The 23,767-nt window shown below is 60.6% G+C and carries 24 protein-coding genes; 16 read left to right on the top strand and 8 right to left on the bottom strand.

The window, feature by feature from the left end:
• Positions 1-62: 62 nt before the first annotated feature.
• Entirely contained in the window at positions 63-2,207 is a 2,145-nt protein-coding gene (gene dinG, locus ACIQV9_RS04755) for an ATP-dependent DNA helicase DinG (RefSeq protein WP_403098689.1), read from the bottom strand.
• Positions 2,208-2,306: 99 nt separating this feature from the next.
• On the opposite strand from dinG, the gene ACIQV9_RS04750 reads away from it, so the two are divergent.
• Entirely contained in the window at positions 2,307-2,765 is a 459-nt protein-coding gene (locus tag ACIQV9_RS04750; RefSeq protein ID WP_403098687.1) for a CopD family protein, read from the top strand.
• Positions 2,766-2,874: 109 nt separating this feature from the next.
• Here ACIQV9_RS04750 and ACIQV9_RS04745 read toward each other — a convergent pair whose 3' ends face one another.
• The 4 genes from ACIQV9_RS04745 to ACIQV9_RS04730 all read right to left on the bottom strand — a co-directional run bounded on the left by ACIQV9_RS04745 (position 2,875) and on the right by ACIQV9_RS04730 (position 5,551).
• Positions 2,875-3,633 (bottom strand): collagen-like protein, encoded by a 759-nt coding sequence (locus tag ACIQV9_RS04745; protein ID WP_403098684.1) that lies wholly within the window; start codon positions 3,631-3,633, stop codon positions 2,875-2,877.
• Positions 3,626-3,904 (bottom strand): DUF1145 domain-containing protein, encoded by a 279-nt coding sequence (locus tag ACIQV9_RS04740; protein WP_403098682.1) that lies wholly within the window; start codon positions 3,902-3,904, stop codon positions 3,626-3,628. Before ACIQV9_RS04740 ends, ACIQV9_RS04745 begins: the two co-directional genes overlap by 8 nt.
• A 147-nt stretch (positions 3,905-4,051) precedes the next feature.
• On the bottom strand, positions 4,052-4,765 hold the full coding sequence (locus tag ACIQV9_RS04735) for an OmpA family protein (protein ID WP_403098679.1): 714 nt from the start codon (positions 4,763-4,765) through the stop codon (positions 4,052-4,054).
• A 90-nt stretch (positions 4,766-4,855) separates the two neighbouring features.
• On the bottom strand, positions 4,856-5,551 hold the full coding sequence (locus ACIQV9_RS04730; protein WP_403098677.1) for an OmpA family protein: 696 nt from the start codon (positions 5,549-5,551) through the stop codon (positions 4,856-4,858).
• Between the two features lie 189 nt (positions 5,552-5,740).
• Here ACIQV9_RS04730 and ACIQV9_RS04725 point away from each other — a divergent pair, with 189 nt between their 5' ends.
• Genes ACIQV9_RS04725 through ACIQV9_RS04710 form a run of 4 tightly spaced genes read left to right on the top strand, consistent with a single transcriptional unit; the run spans position 5,741 to position 7,428 of the window.
• On the top strand, positions 5,741-6,238 hold the full coding sequence (locus ACIQV9_RS04725; protein WP_403098674.1) for a DUF6231 family protein: 498 nt from the start codon (positions 5,741-5,743) through the stop codon (positions 6,236-6,238).
• Positions 6,239-6,242: 4 nt separating this feature from the next.
• On the top strand, positions 6,243-6,719 hold the full coding sequence (locus ACIQV9_RS04720; RefSeq protein WP_403098672.1) for a YchJ family protein: 477 nt from the start codon (positions 6,243-6,245) through the stop codon (positions 6,717-6,719).
• An 8-nt stretch (positions 6,720-6,727) separates the two neighbouring features.
• The gene (locus ACIQV9_RS04715; RefSeq protein ID WP_403098670.1) at positions 6,728-7,222 is read left to right on the top strand and encodes an LEA type 2 family protein; all 495 of its coding nucleotides are present in this window, start codon (positions 6,728-6,730) and stop codon (positions 7,220-7,222) included.
• The gene (locus ACIQV9_RS04710) at positions 7,219-7,428 is read left to right on the top strand and encodes an SEC-C metal-binding domain-containing protein (RefSeq protein ID WP_403098667.1); all 210 of its coding nucleotides are present in this window, start codon (positions 7,219-7,221) and stop codon (positions 7,426-7,428) included. The genes ACIQV9_RS04715 and ACIQV9_RS04710 overlap by 4 nt, the downstream gene beginning before the upstream one ends.
• A gap of 179 nt (positions 7,429-7,607) precedes the next feature.
• Here ACIQV9_RS04710 and ACIQV9_RS04705 read toward each other — a convergent pair whose 3' ends face one another.
• Positions 7,608-8,165 (bottom strand): cysteine hydrolase family protein, encoded by a 558-nt coding sequence (locus ACIQV9_RS04705; RefSeq protein WP_403098665.1) that lies wholly within the window; start codon positions 8,163-8,165, stop codon positions 7,608-7,610.
• 145 nt (positions 8,166-8,310) lie between these two features.
• Between ACIQV9_RS04705 and ACIQV9_RS04700 the strand changes: the two genes are divergently transcribed.
• The 11 genes from ACIQV9_RS04700 to pdeM all read left to right on the top strand — a co-directional run bounded on the left by ACIQV9_RS04700 (position 8,311) and on the right by pdeM (position 22,375).
• Positions 8,311-8,955, top strand: coding sequence for a glutathione binding-like protein (locus ACIQV9_RS04700; RefSeq protein WP_403098662.1), 645 nt, complete (start codon positions 8,311-8,313; stop codon positions 8,953-8,955).
• A gap of 207 nt (positions 8,956-9,162) precedes the next feature.
• Positions 9,163-11,613 carry a penicillin acylase family protein gene (locus ACIQV9_RS04695; protein WP_403098659.1) on the top strand — a complete coding sequence of 817 codons (2,451 nt, stop codon included), beginning with the start codon at positions 9,163-9,165 and terminating at the stop codon, positions 11,611-11,613.
• A 192-nt stretch (positions 11,614-11,805) separates the two neighbouring features.
• Entirely contained in the window at positions 11,806-12,837 is a 1,032-nt protein-coding gene (locus ACIQV9_RS04690) for a ligase-associated DNA damage response exonuclease (protein WP_403098657.1), read from the top strand.
• Positions 12,834-14,522, top strand: a complete 1,689-nt coding sequence (locus tag ACIQV9_RS04685; RefSeq protein ID WP_403098655.1) for an ATP-dependent DNA ligase — start codon at positions 12,834-12,836, stop codon at positions 14,520-14,522. The genes ACIQV9_RS04690 and ACIQV9_RS04685 overlap by 4 nt, the downstream gene beginning before the upstream one ends.
• A 310-nt stretch (positions 14,523-14,832) precedes the next feature.
• Positions 14,833-15,615: a transporter substrate-binding domain-containing protein gene (locus tag ACIQV9_RS04680; protein WP_403098653.1), complete on the top strand. Its 783-nt coding sequence runs from the start codon at positions 14,833-14,835 to the stop codon at positions 15,613-15,615.
• Positions 15,616-15,671: 56 nt separating this feature from the next.
• The gene (locus tag ACIQV9_RS04675) at positions 15,672-16,400 is read left to right on the top strand and encodes an ABC transporter permease (protein WP_403098650.1); all 729 of its coding nucleotides are present in this window, start codon (positions 15,672-15,674) and stop codon (positions 16,398-16,400) included.
• Positions 16,397-17,107 carry an ABC transporter permease gene (locus tag ACIQV9_RS04670; RefSeq protein WP_403098648.1) on the top strand — a complete coding sequence of 237 codons (711 nt, stop codon included), beginning with the start codon at positions 16,397-16,399 and terminating at the stop codon, positions 17,105-17,107. Before ACIQV9_RS04675 ends, ACIQV9_RS04670 begins: the two co-directional genes overlap by 4 nt.
• 29 nt (positions 17,108-17,136) lie before the next feature.
• Entirely contained in the window at positions 17,137-18,255 is a 1,119-nt protein-coding gene (locus ACIQV9_RS04665) for a succinylglutamate desuccinylase/aspartoacylase family protein (protein ID WP_403098644.1), read from the top strand.
• 13 nt (positions 18,256-18,268) lie between these two features.
• Positions 18,269-19,033: an ABC transporter ATP-binding protein gene (locus ACIQV9_RS04660; protein WP_131059228.1), complete on the top strand. Its 765-nt coding sequence runs from the start codon at positions 18,269-18,271 to the stop codon at positions 19,031-19,033.
• A gap of 196 nt (positions 19,034-19,229) precedes the next feature.
• Positions 19,230-21,716: a ligase-associated DNA damage response DEXH box helicase gene (locus ACIQV9_RS04655; RefSeq protein ID WP_403098641.1), complete on the top strand. Its 2,487-nt coding sequence runs from the start codon at positions 19,230-19,232 to the stop codon at positions 21,714-21,716.
• Entirely contained in the window at positions 21,716-22,375 is a 660-nt protein-coding gene (gene pdeM / locus ACIQV9_RS04650) for a ligase-associated DNA damage response endonuclease PdeM (RefSeq protein WP_403098639.1), read from the top strand. Before ACIQV9_RS04655 ends, pdeM begins: the two co-directional genes overlap by 1 nt.
• Before the next feature lie 100 nt (positions 22,376-22,475).
• On the opposite strand, the gene ACIQV9_RS04645 is transcribed toward pdeM, so the two are convergent.
• Together ACIQV9_RS04645 and dcd are read right to left on the bottom strand one after the other, a co-directional pair.
• Positions 22,476-22,685: a hypothetical protein gene (locus tag ACIQV9_RS04645; RefSeq protein ID WP_010462659.1), complete on the bottom strand. Its 210-nt coding sequence runs from the start codon at positions 22,683-22,685 to the stop codon at positions 22,476-22,478.
• A gap of 106 nt (positions 22,686-22,791) precedes the next feature.
• On the bottom strand, positions 22,792-23,358 hold the full coding sequence (gene dcd / locus ACIQV9_RS04640) for a dCTP deaminase (RefSeq protein WP_007947207.1): 567 nt from the start codon (positions 23,356-23,358) through the stop codon (positions 22,792-22,794).
• Positions 23,359-23,767 lie beyond the last annotated feature (409 nt).

Below are 23,767 nucleotides of genomic sequence, written 5' to 3'. Positions count from 1 at the left end.
CCAATGGAAAAGTGATGACTGAACGATAGACAACGCGGCGGGCTAAAAAGCCCACCGGTGTTTCAGGAAATTTCGCGACGGAAAGGCGGCAATGCGTTGAGTATCGCTTTGCCATAACGCTGGGTGACCAGGCGCCGATCCAGCAAGGTGATGGTGCCGCGGTCTTCCTCGGTGCGCAGCAAGCGACCGCAGGCCTGGACCAGTTTCAGCGAGGCATCCGGCACGGAGATTTCCATGAATGGATTGCCGCCACGGGCTTCGATCCATTCGGCCAGTGCTGCTTCGACCGGATCGTCGGGCACTGAGAATGGAATCTTCGCGATCACCACGTGCTCGCAATAGGCACCGGGCAAGTCGACCCCTTCGGCGAAACTCGCCAGGCCGAACAGCACGCTGGAGTCTCCACCATCGACACGGGCCTTGTGCTTGTTCAGGGTTTCCTGTTTCGACAGGTTGCCTTGAATGAACACTTGCTTGCGCCAGTCGCGGTCCAGCCCGTCGAACACGTCCTGCATCTGTTTGCGCGAGGAGAACAGCACCAGGGTGCCGCGCGAACCTTCCACCAAGGCCGGCAAGTCGCGGATGATCGCTGCGGTGTGGGCCGGCGCATCACGCGGATCGGCCTTCAGGTCCGGCACTCGCAGCACGCCAGCGTCAGCATGATGAAACGGGCTCGGGACCACGGCGGTCACGGCTTTTTTCGGCAGGCCAGCGCGCATGCGGAAACGGTCGAAGGTGCCGAGTGCGGTCAGGGTTGCCGAGGTCACCAGCGCGCCGTAGGCCACGTTCCACAGATTGCGACGGAGCATTTCCGCCGCCAGGATCGGGCTGGCATTGACCTCGATGTCGAAAAGCGAACCGCTTTCGGCCAGGGTCAGCCAACGGGCCATGGGCGGGTTGTCTTCCGGGTCTTCAGCGGTGAACGCGACCCACAATTCCCAGTTGCCCGAAGAGCGGGACAACAGGCTGCCGAACAGCGGATACCACTCTTCGGCCTGGTTGCTGGCGATGCCGATGTTGACCTCGCCGTCCATGCCTTCCTTGAGCAGTTCGGTGAGCCGGGTGAACAGGTCGGTCAGTCGGGCAAAGCCCTTCTTCAACTCGATGCCCATTTCGCGCATGTGCTCGGGAATCACCCCACCGACGAAGCGATGACGCGGCCGCTCGCGGCCCTCGACGTCTTCGCCGGGTTTGAAATCAGCGACCTGCTCGCAGGCGGTGAACATGAACTGCTGCTGGGTCTTGATCTCGCGGGCCAGTTCCGGCACCTGTTCGATCAACTTGCCCAGGTCACCCGGCAGCGGGTGCTGGGCCAGCAGTTTGGTGAGGTTCTTGGCGGTGGTTTCCAGCCAGTCGGCGGTGGAACGCAGACGCGTGTAATGGGCGAAGTGGCCGATGGCCTTGTCCGGCAAGTGGTGGCCTTCGTCGAACACGTAGATGGTGTCGCGCGGGTCCGGTAGCACGGCACCGCCACCCAACGCCAGGTCGGCCAGGACCATGTCGTGGTTGGTGACGATCACGTCAACCTTGCCCATGCCTTCGCGGGCCTTGTAGAAGGCGCACTGGCCGAAGTTCGGGCAATGACGGTTGGTGCACTGGCTGTGATCGGTGGTCAGGCGCGCCCAGTCGGCGTCTTCCAGGGCGGTGGACCAACTGTCGCGGTCGCCGTCCCATTTATTGCCGGCGAGCTTCTCGATCATGCTGGTGAAGAGCTTCTGGCTGGCCTCATCGACCTCGATCTTGAAACCTTCTTCTTCGAAAAGCTGCGCCGTGGCGGTTTGCGCGTGACCTTCCTGGAGCAACATGTCGAGCTTGGACAGGCACATGTAGCGCCCACGACCCTTGGCGAGGGCGAAGCTGAAATTCAGCCCGCTGTTGCGCATCAGGTCGGGCAAATCCTTGTAGACGATCTGCTCTTGCAGGGCCACGGTGGCCGTGGCAATCACCAGGCGTTTGCCGGCCGCCTTGGCGGTGGGGATCGCCGCCAGGCTGTAGGCCACGGTTTTCCCGGTACCGGTGCCGGCTTCCACCGCGACAATCGCGGGGTCGCCACTGCGCCGGCCTTCGTCGTCGGTGTCGATGTCACCGAGGACTTTGGCAATTTCGGCGATCATAAGGCGTTGGCCGTAGCGCGGTTTCAGGCTCTTGGCCTCTAGAAAACGCGAGTAGGCGCCCTGGATCGTGGTTTTGAGTTCGGTGCTGATCATGGATTGTCGGGCGCAAAAAACGCTGGATAAATTTTCAGTGGTTCGGTTCGGCGGCTATCATACCGCGCTAATTAATCCCGCGCAGAACGGAGTACCTCAATGACACCTTTTGGCATCGTTTACACCCTGCATGTCCTGTCCGCCCTGGTGTGGGTGGGCGGCATGTTTTTCGCCTGGATGATCTTGCGGCCCGCGGCGATGAAGGCCCTGGAAGGCCCCGCGCGGTTGAAGCTGTGGGTGGAAGTGTTTCAAGGTTTTTTCCGCTGGGTCTGGGTCGCGGTGGTGCTGTTACCGGTCAGCGGGGTGGGCATGATTCATCTGCAATACGCCGGGTTTGAGGCCGCGCCGCGGTATGTGCAGGTGATGATGGGACTGTACGTGGTGATGACCGCGCTGTTTATCCGGATTCAGGCGTTGCTGTTGCCGGAGTTGCGCACGGCGGTGGACGCGCAGGATTGGCCGAGCGGGGCGGCGACGCTGGGGAAGATTCGCAAACTGGTGGGGATCAATTTGATTGTCGGGCTGGTGCTGGTGGCGATTGCTGCGGCCAGACCGTGATCGTTCCCACGCTCTGCGTGGGAATGCCTCAAGGGACGCTCCGCGTCCAGTGACGCGGAGCGTCACGGGCTGAATTCCCACGCAGAGCGTGGGAACTATCGGACAACTCTTACAACCGCTGTACGGTTACCGAACCCGCCGCGCCCGCAGGCCCCGGCTGGCCATCAACCCCAGGGCGGCCGCTTTTGCCGCCATCGGCCTCGTAAACGAGGCAGCCCTTGGTCTTGCCGCCCGCACCCGGTTTACCGCCAGGCCCCGCAATGCCACCGGCACCGCCCGCCACCTGAACCTTGATCTGTTCAACCGGATAATCACGTGGCACTTCCAGTCTGACCAGCGCACCGGGCGCGCCCGGCTGGCCATCACTGCCATTGCTGCCATCGGCACCGCGACCGGCCTGGCCCCAGGTGCAACCCGGTGCCTGACCGTTGGCCCCGTCGAGCCCGACAAAACCTGGCGCGCCCGCGCCACCGCGAGCGTCCACCGACAACTGCGATGCATTCAGTGCCTTGATCTGCAAATTCAGGTTGCGTCCCGAGCGGGCAGCCTTGAGGTAAGTCCCCGGCGCCCCGCGAGCCGTGATCTGGCTGCCTTCAGACAACTCGGCACGGCTGACTTTCAATTCCAGCGCCTGTTCACTTGGCACGATGGCGATTCGCGCCTCACGCCCCAGATGCAATTCGCCAACGGTCACTTCGGTCACATTCGAAGGAATCAACAAGGTGCCGTAGTCGGCGACTTCCAGGCGTTCAAGCTGCAAGGTGCTGGCGGTGTTGGGCAGGCGCATCAACGAATTGGTTTCGACACTGACTACCTGAGCGCAGGCCAATGGGCTGATGAGTGTGGCGAGCAGACAGAGTTTACGCATGGGAAGCCTTCGATGCGGTCGGAGCCGGGAGGGTTTGCAGGTGGAATACGCCGAAGAACAGGATCTTCAAGCGATCACGCCAAGGGTGGGCGCGACCCCTGAGGCTGCGGAAACAGAACACCGCCTCAAGCAGATGAAGGGACGCCAACACGCCGCCAGCCAGATCGACCAACTGGTGCAGCGGATTGACAAACGGGATCAGCAGATTGACCAGCACCACCAGCCAGAACAGCAGGGTCAACAACTTCCCCAGCCCCCAAATCACCTTCATACGCCCCCCGTTGAGAATTATTCTTTGCGCGCACAGTAACGGCTTCCGCGAGGGATAAGCCAGAGGGCAACAGAAAATTCTTCATGAAGGCCGCCGAATGGCCGTCGGATCAACCGTAAATGTTGTCCGACGGCTCTAGTTCGGGGCTTAGCGATTAATGTGCAACTCCACTCGACGGTTTTTCGCGCGTCCTTCATCCGTTTCGTTGTCGGCCATCGGCTGGCTTTCGCCCCTGCCTTCACTGGTGAGTTTGTTCGGCGCAAGGCCCTGGCTCAACAGATAGGCCGCGACGCTGCTGGCACGACGCTCCGAGAGCGCCTGGTTGTATTCATCCGAACCCACGCCGTCGGTGTGGCCGATCACCTTGATGCTCACCACATCGGCGTTTTGCAGTTTGCTCATCAGCGCATCCAGCTGACTCTGCGCGGAGGGACTCAGGTCAGACTTGTTGAAGGCAAACAGCACGTCGCCGGGCAGGGTGATGACTTCGGGTTGCACAGGTTCGGCAGGTTTCACGCTGGCCGGATACTGCGGCAACGGACAACCGTGGTGTTCGACAGGCGTATCGGCCGGCGTATCGGGGCAACGATCACGCCGATCGAAAACGCCGTCGTCGTCCTCATCGCCATCCTGGGCATAACAGATCAAGCCGCCCGTCACGATCCCGAGCGCTGCTCCACCGCCTGCCCAGCCGGCACTTTCAATCGCGCCCAGGCCTCCGCCGACCAGTCCGCCGATGAGGCTGCAGATCGGCCAGGTACGTTGATTGAGGGGGGCGGTGCCATCGCTGTGAGTTGCGCAACCGGTCAACAGGCTGCCTATTAGCAGAACCGGCAAGACGGTCCGTGTGAGAACGCTCATATGGAAAGCTCCTGTGTTACCGGCCCATACCGGTTACACAGGAGTAAAGACCCGCATCCGCGACTGCACAAGCCGCGGAGCGGATGGGGTCTAGCGGTTGATTTTGATTTCCGTGCGACGGTTCAGGGCACGGCCGTCAGCGGTTTTGTTATCGGCCACCGGCTGGCTTTCACCGGCACCGGCCACAGACACGAAGCTGCTGCGTGGCACGCCTTGGGAAATCAGGTATTCCACCACCGAGTGCGCACGGCGATCCGACAGTTTCTGGTTGTAGGCATCACTGCCCACGCTGTCGGTGTGACCGGTCACGGTTAACTGGGCAGTGCTGGACTCCTGCTTCAGGCGCGTGGCGATTGTGTTGAGTACCTCTTTGTCAGAAGAGGTGAGTGTGGCTTTGTCGAACTGGAAGTGAACATCACGAATAACGATGACTTCTTCCTTGACCACCGCGGCCTCTTCGACCACTGGCGCAGGCACCGGTGGAGGGCAGCCATCGGCATCGACTTTCACGCCTCTAGGCGTACCCGGGCACTTGTCGCGACTGTCCGGCACGCCGTCGCCGTCTTCGTCGCCATCACCGTGAACCCAGCAATAGGCCGCTGCCGTGCCGCCAACGAGCAGCGCGCCATAGCCCGCCCATGCCGAGCTCTCGGTCGCGCCGAGACCTGCACCGATGACACCACCGACCGCCGCACAGGTCGGCCAGTCGGTTTTCTGCAAACCTGCGCAACCAGTCAACACACTGGTTAGCAGAACCAAGGGTAATGCTGTCCGAACTATGCTCATCTAGTTTTCTCCTGAGGGATCGGCTTAGAACCGATTCAGGGAGTAAAGACCGGAGTTTTAATCTCCGCCAGCAATAGACAATTGCTGTTTTGCCCTGTGTTCACGGCAGTTCGCCGATTTTGGCGCAAACCCGCTCTAGGCCCGGACGTTTGGGCAGGCTAGTCTTGGTGCTCTGATTGAGGAACTCTAATGATTGCAGGTATTTCTTCGCGCACGCCCCAGCAGGCGTTGGCCGCTTTGCTGGATCGATACGCCCCCGCGCGCCTGTTGTTGATCGGCGCCAGCGAGTTCCCCGCACTTGAGGCGTTCAAGCTCGCGCACCCGGACAGCTGCGTGGCGCATGCGGCACCGGGTGCGTTGCCGGCCGAACTGGCGGCGCGCCGCTTTGACCTGGCGCTGGTGGTCGATTGCCTTGAACACCTGCCAAAGCGTGACGGTCTGAATTTGTTAGGCGGGATCCGTAATCTCAACGCCAGCCGCATTGCGGTGCTGGCGGATTTGCCGGCCAGCGGCTGGCAGGAGACGGATTTCTTTTCCCTGGCCTTGCAGGCCAGTGAACGTTTCCAACGCGACGATCAAGTGCTGACGCTGTTCACCTACGATCTGCTTGACTATAAACAGGTGCCCGACTGGCTCAACTCGCGGTTCTGGGCCAATCCGGAAAACTTCGGGAAATACTGGTGGTAATGCAATGAGTACATCCATTTGCCCTTGCGGCAGCGGCACCCTGCTCGACGCCTGCTGCGGCCATTACCATGCCGGGCATCCGGCGCCGTGTGCAGAAGCCTTGATGCGCTCGCGTTACAGCGCCTATGTGCTGGGGCTGATCGACTATCTGGTGGCAACCACCCTGCCCGCGCAACAGGCTGACCTGGATCGGCAGTCCATCAGCGACTGGAGCGCAAAAAGCACCTGGCTGGGACTTGAGGTGGAAAGCTCCGAGGTATTGGGCGGTCAACCAGAACACGCATTCGTCACGTTCACCGCACGCTGGCATGACGGTGGCGGTGAACACAGCCACCGCGAGCGCTCCTCGTTCGTGCAGAACGCCGGGCACTGGTACTTCATCGACCCCACCGTACAACTCAAGGCTGGACGCAACGATACCTGCCCGTGCGCCAGCGGGCAGAAATTCAAGAAGTGTTGTGCGGGGTATTTCGGCAGTTGAGGTGAACCATGATCACCCGGCGACGCGCACTCTGTCTGTTCACTCTGCTCCTGTTTCTCGGGCTCGGCGGCTGCGCGTCCTGGTTCGGTGACGATCTGCCGGATCCGCAAGTGCATCTGGTCAAGGTCGAAGTGGTCCGGGCCAAGTTGATGGAGCAGAAATTCATCCTGCACTTTCGCGTCGACAACCCCAACGACAGCGACCTGACAGTGCGCGGCCTTGAGTACCGCATTCACCTGGGCGACCTGCTGCTGGCCGAAGGCGAGCATGAACACTGGTTCACCGTCGGCCCAAAACGCAGTGCCTATTTCAAGGTGCCGATCCGTACCAATCTGTGGCCCAAGGTACGGGACGTGGTGAAAATGCTGAAAAAACCCGATCAGCCCATCCCTTATCGGCTGGAAGGTGAAATGGAAACCGGTTTATTCATCGCGCACTACGTGCACCTGGCGCGCAATGGCGTGATAATCCCCGCCGATTTAATTCCGGAGCAAAACCGATGACCCAACAACCCCATGTCCATGGCCCTGACTGCAACCACGATCATGAGCCTCACGACCACCATGATCACGACCATGGCCATGTCCACGGCCCGAACTGCGGCCACGCCCACCAGGAACCGGTGCGCAACGCCTTGAAAGACGTCGGCCGCAACGACCCTTGCCCATGCGGCAACGGCAAGAAATTCAAGAAGTGCCACGGCGCTTGATGCTTGCGGCGGATAATTTTTTCGCCAGTTGAATCGCCATCGCGAGCAGGCTCGCACACATTGGTTCTGTGCGCACATAACCCTGTAGGAGCGAGGCTTGCCCGCGAAGACGTCGGCACATTCACTATCAATGTGTCGGTTACACCGCTTTCGCGGGCAAGCCTCGCTCCTACAGGGTTTCAGTCAGGTTTCAAAATCTGTGCAGTGCTGACCACCGTCGCATATTCCCCGTGCAGATTCCCCAGCGACATCGCGTGCACTTCCTCGGCTGAATGCGCATGGCCAAAATAATCGGCCTTGTCGAACGTAAAGCACGCATCCTCCGCCACCCAGGCGTCAAACCCCAGGTTCCCGGCCGTTCGCGCCGTGGACTCCACCGAGTTGTTGGTGGCAACGCCCACGATGATCAACTGCTCGATCCCCGCCTCGCGCAAATGCGCTTCCAGCCCGGTCGCACAAAACGCATCCGGCACCTGCTTCTGAATCAGCTGCTCGCCGGCCAACGGCTGGAAACGCTCTTGGAACTCAACGCCCGATTGCTGCGGCCAGAACACTGAATCCGCTGAGCGGGACAGGTGCTGAACATGAATCACCGGCCGCCCGGTTCGCCGCCAATACGCCAGCAAATCGAGAATCCGTTCCTCGGCCTGAGGATTATTTCGCCGACCGAGTCTGGGCAGCAGGATGCCTTTTTGTTGGTCGATGATGATCAGTGCTGCGCTGCTCTTGAGCTCCATGCCGACTTTTCTCACACGAGGTCATTGAATTTCACGCACTTCAGCATCACCTCCTCTTACAGGCAAGCCATCGAACGCAAACAGGACGACCTGATGCCCGCGGTCGCTGTCCGACCCTAACGACGTCTCTTATGTGGAGCACTTCATGATCGACCTGTATTACTGGACCACCCCCAACGGCCACAAAATCTCGATCTTCCTGGAAGAAGCCGGCCTGCCGTATAACGTGCACCCGATCAACATCAGCCAGAACGAGCAGTTCCAGCCTCACTTCCTGAAAATTTCCCCGAACAACAGAATCCCGGCCATCGTCGATCACGAGCCCGTCGATAGCGGTGAGCCGTTGTCGGTGTTCGAGTCGGGGGCGATTTTGCTGTACCTGGCGGAGAAAACCGGCCAGTTCCTGCCCAAGGACCTGCGCGGTCGCCAGCTAGCGCTGCAATGGTTGTTCTGGCAGATGGGCGGCCTGGGGCCGATGGCGGGGCAAAATCATCACTTCAGCCAGTTTGCACCGGAGAAAATCCCCTACGCGATCAAACGCTACATTGATGAAACCGCCCGCCTGTATGGGGTTTTGAACAAGCAACTGGCCAACAATGAGTTTGTCGCCGGTGACGAATACAGCATTGCCGATATGGCGATCTACCCGTGGATTGTTTCCCACAAGTGGCAGAGCCAGAACCTGGAAGACTTCCCCAACGTGCTGCGCTGGTTCAACCACATCCAGAACCGCCCGGCGACGGTGAAGGCGTATGCCTTGGCGGCCAAGGTCAACCCGCCTAAACCCTGACCCAGGATCGTTCCCAGGCTCTGCGTGGGAATGCCTCATCGGACGCTCCGCGTCCGCTTTTGGGACGCAGAGCGTCCCGGGCTGCATTCCCACGCAGAGCGTGGGAACGATCATCGAGAAGAAATAACCCCGCCGCCGCTTGCGCGCCCTCCTCCTGCTCACTAACGTAGCGCCTTTAATGACGCTACCCCCCGCAGGAGCTTTGCCATGGCCTCGCCAGCCCTTACACATTTTCGTCCCCGGTTCGGCGTTGCCGCAGCAGTGGCCGGTGTTTTGAGCCTGACCGGTTGTCAGACCTGGAACACCCAGGACACCCTCCCGCCGACCACCGGCGTACAGCCGCTCAAGGGCCTGGCGCAGAACGTTTCGGTGCGTCGTAATGCCATGGGCATGCCGCTGATCGAAAGCAACAGCTTCCACGACGCACTGTTCGCCCTCGGCTACGTCCACGCCAGCGACCGCCTCACGCAAATGGTCACCTTGCGCCTGTTGGCCCAGGGCCGTTTGTCGGAGATGTCCGGCTCGGACCTGCTGGACGCCGACCGCTACATGCGCGCCGTCAACCTGAAGAAAAGCGCCGGCGAGCTGTACAAGGCTTCATCGCCGCGCCTCAAACGCTTCTTCGAAGTCTATGCCCGCGGCGTCAACGCCTACCTGTTCCGTTTCCGCGACAAGCTGCCGGTCGACCTCGCCGCTACCGGTTACAAGCCTGAATACTGGCAACCGGAAGATTCGGCGCTGATTTTCTGCCTGTTGAACTTCAGTCAGTCCGCCAACCTGCCGGAAGAAATCAACGCGCTGATGCTGGCCCAGACCGTCACCACCGACAAACTCGGATGGCTGACGCCGTCCGCCCCCGACGAAAAACTGCCGCTGGCCGAAGCCGAAAAACTTCAGGGCATCAAGCTCAATGGCGCCATCCCGGGCCTGGCCGACATCAGCAAAGCCACCGCGCAACTGTCCGACCTGAACCTGTTGGGCGCCACCTCGTCGAACAACTGGGCCATCGGCCCGCAACGCAGTCGCAGCGGCAAAAGCGTGCTGGCCAGCGACAGCCATGGCCCATTGGGCGTGCCATCGTTGTTCAGCTACGTGCAGATTCGCGCACCGAAATACCAGGCCTCTGGCGTGACGATTGCCGGTTTGCCCATGGTGCTCGGCGGTTTCAACGGCAAAGTGGCGTGGAGCATGACTTCGGTCATGGGCGACAACCAGGACCTGTTCCTGGAAAAAATCAAACGCCAAGGCAACGGCCTGACCTATGAAGTCGGCGGTAAATGGCAGCCGGCAATCGTGCGCAACGAAACCTACTTCGTCAAAGGCCAGCGGCCGATTCGCGAAGTGGTGTACGAAACCCGACACGGTCCTTTGCTCAACAGCGCCCAAGGCACGACGCTGGCCAATGGTTTCGGCCTGGCCTTGCAGACGCCGAACTTCACGGACGACAAAACCCTGGACGCGTTTTTCGACCTGTCCCGGGCGCAGAACGTCGAGAAAGCCTCGGACGCCAGCCGTGAAATCCGCGCCATCGCCTTGAACCTGGTCTTTGCCGACGCCAGCAACATCGGCTGGCAAGTCACCGGGCGTTACCCGAACCGTCGCGAAGGCGAAGGCCTGCTGCCGTCGCCGGGCTGGGAAGGTCGCTACGATTGGGACGGTTACGCCGACCCGATGCTCCACCCGTATGATCAGGACCCGGCCCAAGGCTGGCTCGGCACCGCCAACCAGCGGGTCATTCCCCATGGTTACGGCATGCAACTGTCCAATTCCTGGTCGGCGCCGGAACGTGGCGAACGCCTGGCCGAACTGGCGGGTGTGGGCAAACACGACACGCGCAGCGTGATCGCGATGCAATACGACCAGACCACGACGTTCGCCGCCAAACTGAAGAAAATGTTTGAAGCGCCGGGCATGGCCCAGCCGCTCAAACAGGCCATCGAAGCGTTGCCGGTGGCCGATCGCGGCAAGGCTCGCGAGGCGTTTACCCGCTTGATGGCGTTCGACGGCAAACTCAGCCCGACCTCCGCGGATGCGGCGATCTACGAGCTGTTCCTGCAGGAAAGCACCAAACAGATTTTCCTCGACGAACTGGGCCCGGAAAGCAGCCCGGCGTGGAAAGCCTTTATCGCCAACGGCAAGTTGTCTTACGCGGCTCAGGCCGATCACTTGCTGGGCCGCGAGGACAGTCCGTTCTGGGATGACGCTCGCACGTCGCAAAAAGAAGACAAGCCGGCGATCCTCGCCCGCAGTCTGGCGGCAGCGATCAGCGCCGGTGACAGTCAATTGGGCGGCGATCACAAAGCCTGGCAGTGGGGCAAATTGCACCGCTATGAATGGAAGAATGCCAGCGGCCAGACCGTTCGCGGTCCGCTCGCAGCCGGCGGCGATCACACGACGCTGAACACTGCGGCCTTCACTTGGGGCCAGGACTTCAACACCACGCTGGCGCCGGCCATGCGCTTTATCGTTGACTTCAGCCAGACGGAACCGCTGATGGGGCAGAACAGCACCGGCCAGTCCGGCAACCCGGCGAGCCCGCACTACCTCGACAGCATTGATCCATGGCTGAAGGGGCAATACATGAGTTTGCCGATGCAACCGCAAAACTTTGACAAGGTATACGGCAAGACGCGGTTGACCCTGACACCTGGCAAGTAACCCCTTTCGCTACTGATCGTTCCCACGCTCTGCGTGGGAATGCCTCTAGGGACGCTCCGCGTCCAGTGACGCGGAGCGTCACGGGCTGCATTCCCACGCGGAGCATGGGAACGATCAGCGCGCGAAAATCGATAGAACTTCTCGCCTGCCGCAAACCTCATAGCTAACAAGTCCCCCCATTTTGGTAACAACATGGATCTTGTTATCGCGCGTCCTGAAGGTTTGTACTGCCCCGCCGGCGATTTTTATATCGACCCGTGGCGGCCAGTCGAGCGTTCGGTCATCACGCACGCCCACGGCGACCATGCCCGCACCGGCAACCAGCATTATCTGGCAGCCGCGCCCGGCGAAGGGATTTTGCGGGCGCGTTTGGGCCAGGACATCAACCTGCAAACCCTGCCCTATGGCGAGCGCTTGCGGCACCACGGTGTCACCCTGAGTTTTCACCCCGCCGGGCATGTCCTCGGCTCCGCCCAGGTGCGCCTGGAATACGGCGGCGAAGTCTGGGTCGCCTCGGGGGATTACAAGATCGAGCCGGACGGCACCTGTGCGCCGTTCGAACCGGTGCAGTGCCATACCTTCATCACTGAGTCGACCTTTGGCCTGCCGATCTATCGCTGGCAACCCCAGGCGCAGATCTTTGACGAGATCAATCAGTGGTGGCAGGCCAATGCCGCCGCCGACAAAACCAGCGTGCTGTTCTGCTATTCCTTCGGCAAAGCCCAGCGGATTCTCCACGGCATCGACGCCAGTCTCGGCCCTATTTTGGTGCATGGTGCGGTGGAACCGCTGAACCGGGTGTATCGCGAGAGCGGCGTTTATATACCGCCGACGATCTATGTCGGCGACGTGCAAAAGAGCGACCCGATGATGCGCAAGGCGCTGGTCATCGCCCCGCCCTCGGCTGGCGCCAGCACCTGGATGCGCCGCTTTGGCGACTACAGCGACGGCTTCGCCAGCGGCTGGATGCGATTGCGCGGCACGCGGCGCAGACGCGGTGTGGACCGTGGCTTTGTACTGTCCGACCACGCGGACTGGCCCGGCCTGCTCTGGGCCATCGAGCAGACCGGCGCCGAACGGGTCATGGTCACCCACAGTTCGGTGGCCGTGCTGGTGCGGCATCTGCGCGAACAGGGCCTTGATGCCATGGGTTTCAGCACCGAATACGGCGACGATGAGGAAGACAACGCCGCCGAACCCGAGCCCCTCGAGGTGGCGTCATGAAGGCCTTCGCCGAGCTGTATGCCGAACTCGACGCCACCACTTCAAGCAATGCCAAACTTGCCGCGATGCAGGCCTACTTTGCCCAGGCTGCACCCGAAGATGCGGCGTGGGCGGTGTACTTTTTGTCCGGTGGGCGACCTCGGCAGCTGGTGCCGGTGCGCGTACTGCGTGAACTGGCCGTCGAGTTTTCCGGCCTTGAGCCCTGGCTGTTCGAAGAAAGTTACCAGGCGGTCGGCGATCTGGCGGAAACCATTTCGCTGGTACTGCCCGAAACCCTGCACAGCTCCACCGACGGACTGGCGGTGTGGATTGAAGACAAGCTGCTGCCACTGCGTGGCGAATCCCTGGAAGTCCTCGCAGCGCGATTGCCCGCACTCTGGGCACAACTGGACCGTCACAGCCTGATGCTCTGCATCAAACTCATTACCGGCAGTTTCCGCGTCGGCGTCTCAAAGCTGCTGGTGACGCGAGCCCTGGCGGCCATGGCCGGGCTCGACAGCAAACGCGTGGCCCAGCGGCTGGTCGGGTACACCGACCTGTCCAATCGCCCGAACGCCGCCAGTTACCTGAAATTGATCGCCGCCGAATCGTCCGACGAACATGCCCAGCGAGGTGGCCAGCCTTACCCGTTTTTCCTGGCCCATGCCCTGTCCCAACCGGTCGAGCAATTCGAAGCCGTGCTCGGCCCGGCGAGCCAGTGGCAAGTGGAATGGAAGTGGGACGGCATCCGCGCGCAAGTGGTCAAGCGTGAAGGGCGACTGTGGATCTGGTCGCGCGGTGAAGAACTGGTGACCGAGCGCTTTCCCGAACTCGACAGCCTCTTGCACGGCCTGCCTGACGGGACAGTGATCGATGGCGAAATCGTCGCCTGGAAAGCCCCTCGACCCGGCACTGACGATGCTTTCAACCCGCAATCGCCGTCCGCTCCAGCGGTGCTGCCGTTCGCGCTGTTGCAGCAGCGAATCGGCCGCAAAACCCTGGACAAGAAAATTCTCGAAGAAGTGCCCGTGGTGGTGCTCGCCTACGATGTGCTGGAATGGCAAGGCGAAGACTGGCGCAGCCAGCCTCAGGCCAGGCGCCGCGCTCAGCTGGATCAGCTCATCGCCACCTGCAACAGCCCGGTGTTACTCCCTTCACCGGTGCTGACCGGCGAAGACTGGTTCGACCTCGCCCGGCAACGCGAAGCGTCCCGCAGCCTCGGCGTCGAAGGCATGATGCTCAAGGCCCGGGATGCGCTGTATGGCGTCGGCCGGACCAAGGACATGGGCGTCTGGTGGAAATGGAAAGTCGACCCCTTCAGCGTCGATGCGGTGCTGATTTATGCGCAGCGCGGCCATGGGCGCCGGGCGAGTCTCTACAGTGATTACACCTTCGCGGTCTGGGACGGCCCGCCGGACGCCAGCGAACGAACCCTGGTGCCGTTCGCCAAAGCCTATTCAGGGCTGACCGATGAGGAAATGCGCCAGGTCGACAGCATCGTGCGCAAGACCACGGTAGAAAAATTCGGGCCGGTGAGCAGCGTGAAACCGAGTCTGGTGTTTGAGCTGGGGTTTGAGGGCATTGCCCTGTCGAAACGCCACAAGAGCGGGATTGCCGTGAGGTTTCCACGGATGTTGAGGTGGCGGCAGGACAAGTCGGTGGAAGAAGCAGACAACCTCGGCACGTTGCAGGATTTACTGGGCTAACCAAATTCCCTGTGGGAGTGAACCTGCTCGCGATAGCGGAGTGTCAGGCAGTAACGTGTTTCTTGATACACCGCTATCGCGAGCAGGCTCACTCCCACATGGATTTGTGCCAATCTGAACCAAGTTGGTGCACCTTTTTTCCGACGCCCGATTTCGTGCACAAATCCCCTGTTGCCACTTCTTGTATCACCTTTTAAAACGCTTGTTCGGGACTCTGGTTCGGAAATTGCTACTTTCAATGGGTCTTACGCTTTCCAGTAACAATAATTCTGCGCCACAAGCGCTCATATTGGTTCTTAGGGATTGAATAATGAAAAAAGCATTGCTGACCCTTTCTGCACTGGCGTTGTGCATGGCTGCTGGCTCCGCCATGGCAAAGGAATACAAAGAACTGCGTTTTGGCGTTGACCCTTCCTATGCTCCGTTCGAGTCGAAAGCGGCCGACGGTAGCCTGGTGGGCTTTGACATCGATCTGGGGAACGCGATCTGCGCCGAGCTGAAGGTCAAGTGCAAATGGGTCGAAAGCGATTTCGACGGCATGATTCCGGGCCTCAAGGCCAATAAATTCGACGGTGTGATCTCTTCGATGACCGTCACCCCGGCCCGCGAAAAAGTCATCGACTTCTCCGAAGAGCTGTTTTCCGGCCCAACCGCCTACGTATTCAAGAAAGGTTCCGGCCTGAGCGAAGACCCCGCTTCGCTGAAAGGCAAGACTGTCGGTTACGAGCAAGGCACCATCCAGGAAGCCTACGCCAAGGCCGTGCTGGACAAGGCTGGCGTGAAAACCCAGGCCTATCAGAACCAGGATCAGGTGTATTCCGACCTGATGTCGGGTCGTCTCGACGCTGCGATCCAGGACATGCTGCAAGCCGAACTGGGCTTCTTGAAGTCGCCAAAGGGCGAAGGCTACGAAGTCAGCAAGCCGGTTGACAGCGAATTGCTGCCAGCCAAAACAGCTATCGGTATCTCTAAAGGTAACAAAGACCTCAAAGAGCTTTTGAATAAAGGTATCAAAGCGTTACACGACGATGGCACCTACGCCACCATTCAGAAGAAACACTTTGGCGATCTGAATCTGTACAGCGGCAAATAATGCCCGGCGCCCATCTCGCGATGGGCGCTTTTTTCATCCGATCAGGTTGCTGATTTATGTTCGAAAACCTATTACAAAACCTGGGGCTCTCAGCCTTCAGCCTCAAGGGCTTCGGTCCGTTGCTGATGGAAGGCACCTGGATGACCATCAAATTATCGGCGTTGTCGCTGCTGGTGGCCGTATTGCTCGGCCTGCTCGGCGCCACTGCCAAACTGTCAAAAGTCAAACTGGTGCGGGTTCCGGCCCAGATCTACACCACGCTGATTCGCGGCGTACCGGACCTGGTGCTGATGCTGCTGATTTTCTACAGCCTGCAAACCTGGTTGACGTCGTTTACCGATTTCATGGAATGGGAATACATCGAGATCAACCCGTTCAGTGCCGGGGTCATCACCCTGGGCTTCATTTATGGCGCGTACTTCACCGAAACCTTTCGCGGGGCGATTCTCTCCGTGCCTCGGGGTCAGGTCGAAGCTGCCACCGCTTATGGCCTCAAACGTGGCCAGCGCTTTCGAATCGTGGTGTTCCCGCAAATGATGCGTTTCGCCCTGCCGGGTATCGGTAACAACTGGATGGTGATGCTCAAGGCCACCGCGCTGGTCTCGATCATCGGCCTCGCCGACCTGGTCAAGGCGGCCCAGGATGCCGGTAAAAGCACTTATCAGCTGTTTTACTTCCTGGTGCTTGCTGCGTTGATTTACCTGGTGATCACCAGTGCCTCGAACTTCGTCCTGCGCTGGCTCGAACGCCGCTACGCCGCCGGTTCCCGGGAGGCTGTACGATGATCGAACTCTTGCAGGAATACTGGAGACCCTTCCTTTATACCGACGGCTACAACATCACCGGGCTGGCCATGACTATGTGGCTGCTGAGCGCCTCGATCTTCATCGGTTTCCTGGTGTCGATCCCGCTGTCCATCGCTCGGGTTTCGCCGCACTTTTACATTCGCTGGCCGGTGCAGTTCTACACGTACCTGTTCCGCGGCACGCCGCTGTATATCCAGTTGCTGATTTGCTACACCGGCATCTACAGCCTGGCCGCCGTGCGCGCCCAACCGGTGTTGGATGCGTTCTTTCGCGATGCGATGAACTGCACGATCCTGGCGTTCGCCCTGAACACCTGCGCCTACACCACGGAGATTTTCGCCGGGGCGATCCGCAGCATGGCCCACGGTGAAGTCGAAGCGGCCAAGGCTTACGGGCTGACAGGCTGGAAGCTGTATGCCTACGTGATCATGCCGTCAGCCTTACGCCGTTCGTTGCCTTACTACAGCAACGAAGTGATCCTGATGCTGCACTCGACCACCGTGGCCTTCACCGCGACCATCCCCGACATCCTGAAAGTCGCCCGGGACGCCAATTCGGCGACCTTCCTGACCTTCCAGTCGTTCGGCATCGCCGCGCTGATCTACCTGACCATTACCTTTGCGCTGGTCGGCCTGTTCCGCCTCGCCGAACGCCGATGGCTGGCCTTCCTCGGGCCGACCCACTAGGACCCGCTTTCAGGGATAAAGAGACAAACATGCGCCACCAGATACATGACTTGCTGGCCCCGCTGCCGGGGACCGCACGACAGATTCACAGCTTCCACTTCGGCCCAACGTCGGCCAGAGGCAAGATCTACATCCAGTCGTCACTGCACGCCGATGAAATGCCCGGCATGCTGGTGGCCTGGCACCTCAAGCAGCGTCTGGCGGAACTTGAAGCCGCTGGCCGCCTGCGCAGCGAAATCGTGCTGGTGCCGGTGGCGAACCCGGTCGGCCTGGAACAGGTGCTGATGGATGTGCCGCTGGGCCGCTACGAGCTGGAAAGCGGGCAGAACTTCAATCGCTGGTTCGTTGATTTGAGCGAAGCGGTCGGCAACGAGCTCGAAGGCCAGCTCGGCGATGATCCGCAGCGCAACCTCGAGTTGATCCGCGAAAGCCTGCGCAACGCCCTCGCCAGGCAGACCGCAAGCACGCAACTGCAATCCCAACGCCTGACCCTGCAACGACTGGCCTGTGATGCGGACATGGTGCTGGACCTGCACTGCGATTTCGAAGCGGTCGCCCACCTTTACACCACACCCGAAGCCTGGCCCCAGGTCGAACCTCTGGCGCGGTACATCGGTGCCGAAGCCAGCCTGCTGGCCACCGATTCTGGCGGGCAGTCGTTCGATGAATGCTTCACCTTGCTCTGGTGGCAGTTGAAAGAACGCTTCGGCGAACAATTCGACATTCCGCTCGGCAGTTTCTCGGTCACCGTCGAACTGCGCGGCCAGGGTGACGTCAATCACCCGTTGGCCAGCCTCGACTGCCAGGCGCTGATCGATTACCTGATTCACTTCGGCGCCATTGCCGGCGAAGCGGCGCCATTGCCCGAGCTGCCCTACCCGGCCACACCGTTGGCCGGCGTCGAGCCGGTGTCGACACCGGTGGGCGGCCTGCTGGTGTTCACCGCGCTGCCGGGGGAATACCTCGAAGCCGGGCAGCTGATCGCCGAAATCATTGACCCGATCAACGATCGCGTCACCCCCGTTCATTGCACCGCCGCCGGCCTGATGTACGCCCGTTCGCTGCGGCGCATGGCCACTGCCGGCATGGTGATCGCGCATGTCGCGGGCACCGAAGCCTATCGCAGCGGCTACCTACTTTCGCCTTGAGGATGCATGCCCCATGTACAAACTGACCATCGAAGGCCTGCATAAAAGCTATGGCGATCATCATGTGCTCAAAGGCGTTTCACTCAAGGCCAACACCGGCGACGTCATCAGCCTGATCGGCGCCAGCGGCTCGGGCAAAAGTACCTTTCTGCGCTGCATCAACTTTCTCGAACAACCCAACGACGGCGCCATGACCCTGGATGGCCAGAACATCCGCATGGTCAAGGATCGCCACGGCATGCACGTGGCCAACCCCGATGAACTGCAGAAAATCCGCACCCGCCTGGCCATGGTGTTCCAGCACTTCAACCTGTGGAGCCACATGACCGTGCTGGAAAACATCACCATGGCCCCGCGCCGGGTGCTGGGTTGCAGCAAAGAGGAAGCCGAAGACCGCGCGCGGCGTTACCTCGACAAGGTCGGGCTGGCGGCGCGGGTGGCGGATCAATACCCGGCGTTTCTTTCCGGCGGTCAGCAGCAACGCGTGGCGATTGCCCGCGCATTGGCCATGGAACCGGAAGTCATGCTGTTCGACGAACCGACCTCGGCACTCGACCCGGAGCTGGTGGGTGAGGTGCTGCGAGTGATTCAGGGCCTGGCTGAAGAAGGCCGGACCATGATCATGGTGACTCACGAAATGAGCTTCGCCCGCAAAGTGTCGAGCCAGGTGTTGTTTCTGCATCAGGGCCTGGTTGAGGAAGAAGGCGCGCCGGAAGACGTACTGGGCAATCCGAAGAGCGAGCGGCTGAAGCAGTTCCTCAGCGGCAACCTCAAGTAACACAGCAAAACCTGTAGGAGCGAGGCTTGCTCGCGAAGGCGGTGTGTCAGACAACGATGATGTCGGCTGACACACCGCCTTCGCGAGCAAGCTTCGCTCCTACAGGGTTCAGGTGTCGATCGGCAGTACTGCAATTAAACTTGTTCACCCGCGTCGCGGTCACTGAAAGAAGACTTTCAGAGCGCACACCGCCGGCATGGGATCCTCCACCGACTACGCAACACAATGGTTCAGCGCCCGCGACTGGAAGCCATTCGCCTTTCAGAAACAAGTGTGGACGGCCGTCAAGCGCGGTGAGTCCGGATTACTGCACGCCAGCACTGGTGCCGGTAAAACCTATGCAGTCTGGTTTGCCGCGCTCAATCGCTTCGCCACGTCGATTGCGCCCGTTGAAAACCCTCGCAAACGAAAACCGCTGACAGAACCGCTGACGGTGCTGTGGATAACGCCGATGCGTGCCTTGGCTGCCGACACCGCTCGCGCCCTGGAAGCGCCGCTGCACGACCTGCAGATCCCCTGGAGCGTCGGCCTGCGCACCGGCGACACCCGCAGCAGCGAACGTGCGCGACAGAGCCGGCGCCTGCCCACCACGCTGATCACCACCCCCGAAAGCCTGACCCTGATGCTCGCCCGCGCCGATGCGCAAACAGCGCTATCGACCTTGCGCATGGTGGTGGTCGACGAATGGCACGAACTGCTCGGCAACAAGCGTGGCGTGCAGCTGCAACTGGCCCTCGCCCGTTTGCGCCGATGGAATCCGGATCTGATCGTGTGGGGCGTTTCCGCAACGCTGGGTAATCAGACCCACGCCGAACAGGTATTGATCCCACAGGGTGGCGGCATCAGCGTTCAAGGCCAGACCTCCAAGGAACTGCGAGTCGACACCCTACTGCCGCCCGCCATCGAGCGATTTCCTTGGGCCGGGCACATTGGGTTGACGATGTTGCCGCAAGTCGTCGCCGAAATAGACTCCAGCCCCAGCAGCCTGGTGTTCACCAACACCCGTGCGCAATCCGAGATCTGGTATCAGGCTTTATTGGACGCGCGCCCCGATTGGGCCGGGCTGATCGCCTTGCACCACAGCTCACTGTCGCGCGACACCCGCGACTGGGTCGAGCGAGCGCTGAAGGAAGGCCAACTCAAAGCCGTGGTCTGCACCTCAAGCCTGGACCTGGGGGTGGATTTCCTGCCGGTGGAACGGGTGCTGCAAATCGGCTCGGCCAAAGGCGTGGCGCGCCTGATGCAGCGGGCCGGGCGTTCCGGTCATGCGCCGGGCCGTGTGTCACGGGTGACGCTGGTGCCGACTCACAGCCTGGAGCTGATCGAAGCGGCGGCGGCTCAAGACGCCGTGGCGCAACGCCGTATCGAGCCCCGCGAGTCACCGCACAAACCGCTGGATGTGCTGGTTCAGCATGTGGTCAGCATGGCGTTGGGCGGTGGGTTTCTACCCGATGAGTTGTATGAAGAAGTCCGTGGAGCCTGGGCCTATCGAGACCTCACCGTGGAGGATTGGACCTGGGCACTGGCTTTCGTACGCCACGGAGGGCTTTCTCTGACAGCCTATCCGGATTACCGCCGGGTCGAGCCTGACGAGCTTGGCGTCTGGCGTGTACCGGATGCGCGGCTGGCGCGGCGACATCGCATGAGCATCGGCACCATCGTCAGCGATGCGAGCATTCAGCTGAAGTTCTGGAGCAAGGGCGGCGGCGGCAAGCAGCTGGGCAGTGTCGAGGAAGGTTTTATTGCGCGACTCAAACCGGGCGACGGTTTTCTGTTCGCGGGCCGCTTGCTGGAGTTGGTGCGGGTGGAAAACATGACCGCTTATGTCAAACGCAGCACCGCGAAAAAAGCCGCGGTGCCGCGCTGGAATGGCGGACGGATGCCGCTTTCCAACGAACTGGCGCAGGCGGTGGTCGCGCGTTTCAGTGCGGCGGAGCAAGGCGAGTTTATCGGCCCGGAAATGCGCGCACTGCGGCCGCTGCTGGAGGTGCAGCAACGCTGGTCCGGGTTGCCGACCTCAAATTCGTTGCTGGCCGAAGCACTGAAATCCCGCGAAGGCTGGCACCTGTTCCTGTACCCCTTTGCCGGGCGTCAGGTGCATCTGGGATTGGCGAGTTTGCTGGCGTGGCGGGTCAGCCAGCAGCAGGCGGTGACGTTTTCCATTGCGGTCAACGACTACGGGCTGGAGTTGCTCAGCGCCACATCAGTGGATTGGTCGCAGGTGTTGAACCCTGGCCTGCTGAGTCCCGAGCACTTGTTGAACCATGTACTCGCCAGCTTGAATGCCGGCGAACTCGCGCTTCGGCGCTTTCGGGAAATCGCGCGAATTGCCGGACTGGTGTTTGCCGGCTACCCCGGCGCACCGAAAAGCACACGACAGGTCCAAGCTTCCAGCGGACTGTTCTTCGAGGTGTTCAAGCAGTACGACGCCGGGAATCTGTTGCTGGCCCAGGCCGGGGAAGAAGTCCTACGGGAAGAACTGGATATTCATCGTCTGGAACAGACGTTGGCGCGCATCAATCGACTGAAACTGGACCTGCATCAGATCAAACGTCCTACACCGCTGGGATTTCCCCTGTTGGTTGAGCGCATGCGGGAAAGCATGAGTTCGGAAAAACTCGCGGACCGTATCCGACGCATGGTCACCGACCTTGAGAAAACCGCTGAAACCGGGAAAACCTGATGAGTACGCCCTATCCCGTGCGACTGGCCGGTGAAGAACTGTGGCTGCTGCCGGAAAAAGCCATTTACTGGCCGGCGCAACAAGCCCTGCTGGTCGCCGATGTGCATTTTGGTAAAGCGGCGGCGTATCGAAGCCTGGGCCAACCAGTGCCCCATGGCACCACCGCCAGCAATGTCGCTGTACTGGACGGGTTGTTGGCCGCCCTGCCCTGTCGGCAGCTGATTTTCCTTGGGGACTTTCTGCACGCGCCTGGCTCCCATGCCTCCAGCACGTTAAGCGCCCTGGCTGAGTGGCGAGCGCGGCACCCGGATCTGCCGATGACGCTGATCCGCGGCAACCACGACAAACGCGCCGGGGACCCGCCGGCGTCGTTAAACATACGCGTGGTGCCTGAGCCGTTGTTGCTCGGGCCGTTCGCCTTGCAGCATGAGCCCGACCCGCATCCGCACCGGCATGTACTCGCCGGGCATGTGCATCCGGTGTATCGGCTGAACGGCAAAGGTCGGCAGCGTTTGCGCCTGGCGTGTTTCAGATTGGGAGAGGACATCAGCCTGCTCCCGGCCTTCGGCGCGTTTACCGGTGGTTATCAGGTCGGACGGGACGACAGCTGCAGGATATTTGTCATCGGCGACAACGAAATATGGCCAGTCAGCGTGTAGGAGCGAAGCTTGCTCGCGAAGGCGGTGGTCAGGTAAGGATGATGTTGGCTGACACACCGCCTTCGCGAGCAAGCTTCGCTCCTACAGATCTTTGCGCTGATCAGGCTACGGGCGCGGGAGGCGGCTCATCCGGCAGGGTGGGTTCACCGGGCTCGGTAGGCTGTTCGTTGGGGGTATCGGGATCAGGCTGGCCGGGGATGCCCCCTGCCATGCTGATGGCTGGATGTGCCAACAAGGACCAGGCCAAGACGCCAATCTGATTGGGCTCAAGCCTTGCCAGTTCGGCACTTATTCGCGGATCGATCTTCATAAAGCACTCCTGAGCGATGGCCCCGTCCGCTGTACGCGAACCGGGCAGTACACCCAATAGAGTGTCTACCCGCTCAAGAATTCCCGCGACCTGCCAGATGAATGGCTCAGGTGCGCGGCAGGGTGACGCCGAGCTGGCCCTGATACTTGCCGCCACGGTCCTTGTAGGAGACTTCGCACTCTTCGTCGGATTCGAAGAACAGCATCTGTGCCACACCTTCGTTGGCGTAGATCTTCGCCGGCAAAGTGGTGGTGTTGGAGAACTCCAGGGTCACGTGGCCTTCCCACTCGGGCTCAAGCGGCGTCACGTTGACGATAATGCCGCAACGGGCGTAAGTGCTTTTACCCAGGCAGATGGTCAGCACGTTGCGCGGAATGCGGAAGAATTCCACGGTGCGCGCCAGGGCGAAGGAGTTGGGCGGGATGATGCAGACATCGCTTTTGACGTCGACAAAGCTCTTCTCGTCGAAGTTCTTCGGATCGACGGTCGCCGAATTGATGTTGGTGAACACCTTGAATTCATCGGCGCAGCGCACGTCGTAGCCATAGCTCGAAACACCGTAGGAAATCACGCGCTCGGCGCCTTCACCGCGCACCTGGCGCTCTACGAAGGGTTCGATCATGCCGTGCTCTTGCGCCATGCGGCGAATCCACTTGTCCGATTTGATGCTCATGGCGGGTGTCCTGAATAGCGAGGTGGAAAAATTCTGTCCGGCATCTTACCGGGCGCGCGCTCCGGGTTCAAAGTCCGGGACGTAATTCTCGCCGATCCCCTGTGATATCTGGGCTTTCGCCGCAATCCGGTGCACCGTCAGTCATGAAAACAGAGAAACCTTCGCAGGAAGCATTGGCACGTTCCGGAAAAAGGGTTAAGGTGGCGCCACTGTGCTGCTTGTGTCACTGAGAATCTCTACACGATATGTTGAATTTCGATCCAACCATCTACAAGAATTTTTCCTGCTCTTTGCACTCAGTCTCGGCCAGGGTTCTTCCTGCGTAGCATTTATCTTTGTTCATGGTTTTAGAGTATTTTTTTTATAGATTGTGGTTCCTTTTTTTGTTTTATGTTTTATAATTTTTTTT

Source organism: Pseudomonas sp. NPDC099000, from assembly GCF_044759925.1.
Taxonomy (GTDB): domain Bacteria; phylum Pseudomonadota; class Gammaproteobacteria; order Pseudomonadales; family Pseudomonadaceae; genus Aquipseudomonas.
Note: the sequence above shows the minus strand (reverse complement) of the source record. Positions and strands in the feature narration are given on the sequence as shown.

Bases quoted from the DNA above. Each gene is read 5' to 3' on its own strand.
- ACIQV9_RS04680 (WP_403098653.1), top strand. From the start codon at position 14,833: ATGAAAAAAGCATTGCTGACCCTTTCTGCACTGGCGTTGTGCATGGCT.
- ACIQV9_RS04700 (WP_403098662.1), top strand. From the start codon at position 8,311: ATGATCGACCTGTATTACTGGACCACCCCCAACGGCCACAAAATCTCG.
- ACIQV9_RS04725 (WP_403098674.1), top strand. From the start codon at position 5,741: ATGATTGCAGGTATTTCTTCGCGCACGCCCCAGCAGGCGTTGGCCGCT.
- ACIQV9_RS04645 (WP_010462659.1), bottom strand. From the start codon at position 22,685: ATGAAGATCGATCCGCGAATAAGTGCCGAACTGGCAAGGCTTGAGCCC.
- ACIQV9_RS04735 (WP_403098679.1), bottom strand. From the start codon at position 4,765: ATGAGCGTTCTCACACGGACCGTCTTGCCGGTTCTGCTAATAGGCAGC.
- ACIQV9_RS04695 (WP_403098659.1), top strand. From the start codon at position 9,163: ATGGCCTCGCCAGCCCTTACACATTTTCGTCCCCGGTTCGGCGTTGCC.
- ACIQV9_RS04720 (WP_403098672.1), top strand. From the start codon at position 6,243: ATGAGTACATCCATTTGCCCTTGCGGCAGCGGCACCCTGCTCGACGCC.
- pdeM (WP_403098639.1), top strand. From the start codon at position 21,716: ATGAGTACGCCCTATCCCGTGCGACTGGCCGGTGAAGAACTGTGGCTG.
- ACIQV9_RS04715 (WP_403098670.1), top strand. From the start codon at position 6,728: ATGATCACCCGGCGACGCGCACTCTGTCTGTTCACTCTGCTCCTGTTT.
- ACIQV9_RS04730 (WP_403098677.1), bottom strand. From the start codon at position 5,551: ATGAGCATAGTTCGGACAGCATTACCCTTGGTTCTGCTAACCAGTGTG.
- ACIQV9_RS04750 (WP_403098687.1), top strand. From the start codon at position 2,307: ATGACACCTTTTGGCATCGTTTACACCCTGCATGTCCTGTCCGCCCTG.
- ACIQV9_RS04740 (WP_403098682.1), bottom strand. From the start codon at position 3,904: ATGAAGGTGATTTGGGGGCTGGGGAAGTTGTTGACCCTGCTGTTCTGG.
- ACIQV9_RS04745 (WP_403098684.1), bottom strand. From the start codon at position 3,633: ATGCGTAAACTCTGTCTGCTCGCCACACTCATCAGCCCATTGGCCTGC.
- ACIQV9_RS04665 (WP_403098644.1), top strand. From the start codon at position 17,137: ATGCGCCACCAGATACATGACTTGCTGGCCCCGCTGCCGGGGACCGCA.
- ACIQV9_RS04690 (WP_403098657.1), top strand. From the start codon at position 11,806: ATGGATCTTGTTATCGCGCGTCCTGAAGGTTTGTACTGCCCCGCCGGC.
- ACIQV9_RS04675 (WP_403098650.1), top strand. From the start codon at position 15,672: ATGTTCGAAAACCTATTACAAAACCTGGGGCTCTCAGCCTTCAGCCTC.
- ACIQV9_RS04710 (WP_403098667.1), top strand. From the start codon at position 7,219: ATGACCCAACAACCCCATGTCCATGGCCCTGACTGCAACCACGATCAT.
- ACIQV9_RS04670 (WP_403098648.1), top strand. From the start codon at position 16,397: ATGATCGAACTCTTGCAGGAATACTGGAGACCCTTCCTTTATACCGAC.
- ACIQV9_RS04655 (WP_403098641.1), top strand. From the start codon at position 19,230: ATGGGATCCTCCACCGACTACGCAACACAATGGTTCAGCGCCCGCGAC.
- ACIQV9_RS04660 (WP_131059228.1), top strand. From the start codon at position 18,269: ATGTACAAACTGACCATCGAAGGCCTGCATAAAAGCTATGGCGATCAT.
- dinG (WP_403098689.1), bottom strand. From the start codon at position 2,207: ATGATCAGCACCGAACTCAAAACCACGATCCAGGGCGCCTACTCGCGT.
- ACIQV9_RS04705 (WP_403098665.1), bottom strand. From the start codon at position 8,165: ATGGAGCTCAAGAGCAGCGCAGCACTGATCATCATCGACCAACAAAAA.
- ACIQV9_RS04685 (WP_403098655.1), top strand. From the start codon at position 12,834: ATGAAGGCCTTCGCCGAGCTGTATGCCGAACTCGACGCCACCACTTCA.
- dcd (WP_007947207.1), bottom strand. From the start codon at position 23,358: ATGAGCATCAAATCGGACAAGTGGATTCGCCGCATGGCGCAAGAGCAC.